The following is a 522-nucleotide window of genomic DNA, read 5'->3' as shown; positions in this document are numbered from 1 at the left end:
CCTTCATCGACTCCTAGTGTCAAGGCATCCACCGTGCGCCCTTTCTAACTTAACCAAACTAAAAATTAAAAAATATGAGCTACACTGTTATCTAGTTTTCAAAGAACATACCATTTGCTATTTAAAATAGCTTTTTGGTGGAGCCTAGCGGGATCGAACCGCTGACCTCCTGCGTGCAAGGCAGGCGCTCTCCCAGCTGAGCTAAGGCCCCAAAATGTATGGTGGGCCTAAATGGACTCGAACCATCGACCTCACGCTTATCAGGCGTGCGCTCTAACCAGCTGAGCTATAGGCCCATACAAATTGCAGGATTTATTTATATCATATCCTCATTTAAGAGTCAATACTGAATTGAACTCTCAAAACTAAACGAAAACGAAACACGGAAACTTATATTGATAAGCAGCGCTTATCAATTCTCCATAGAAAGGAGGTGATCCAGCCGCACCTTCCGATACGGCTACCTTGTTACGACTTCACCCCAATCATCTGTCCCACCTTAGGCGGCTGGCTCCAAAAAGG

The 522-nt window shown here is 45.2% G+C and carries 2 tRNA genes and 1 rRNA gene; all 3 read right to left on the bottom strand.

Going from position 1 to position 522, the window contains the following annotated elements:
* Positions 1 to 135: 135 nt before the first annotated feature.
* Positions 136 to 211, bottom strand: a tRNA-Ala gene (locus ACTFRM_RS31215).
* Positions 212 to 219: 8 nt separating this feature from the next.
* Positions 220 to 296, bottom strand: a tRNA-Ile gene (locus ACTFRM_RS31210).
* 130 nt (positions 297 to 426) lie between these two features.
* Positions 427 to 522 (bottom strand): 16S ribosomal RNA (locus ACTFRM_RS31205); the annotation flags it as partial.

The organism is Bacillus cereus group sp. MYBK227-1, assembly GCF_051916325.1.
Classification (GTDB): domain Bacteria; phylum Bacillota; class Bacilli; order Bacillales; family Bacillaceae_G; genus Bacillus_A; species Bacillus_A cereus.
The sequence above is the reverse complement of the archived record's forward strand: the minus strand, read 5'-3'. Positions and strand labels throughout refer to the sequence as shown.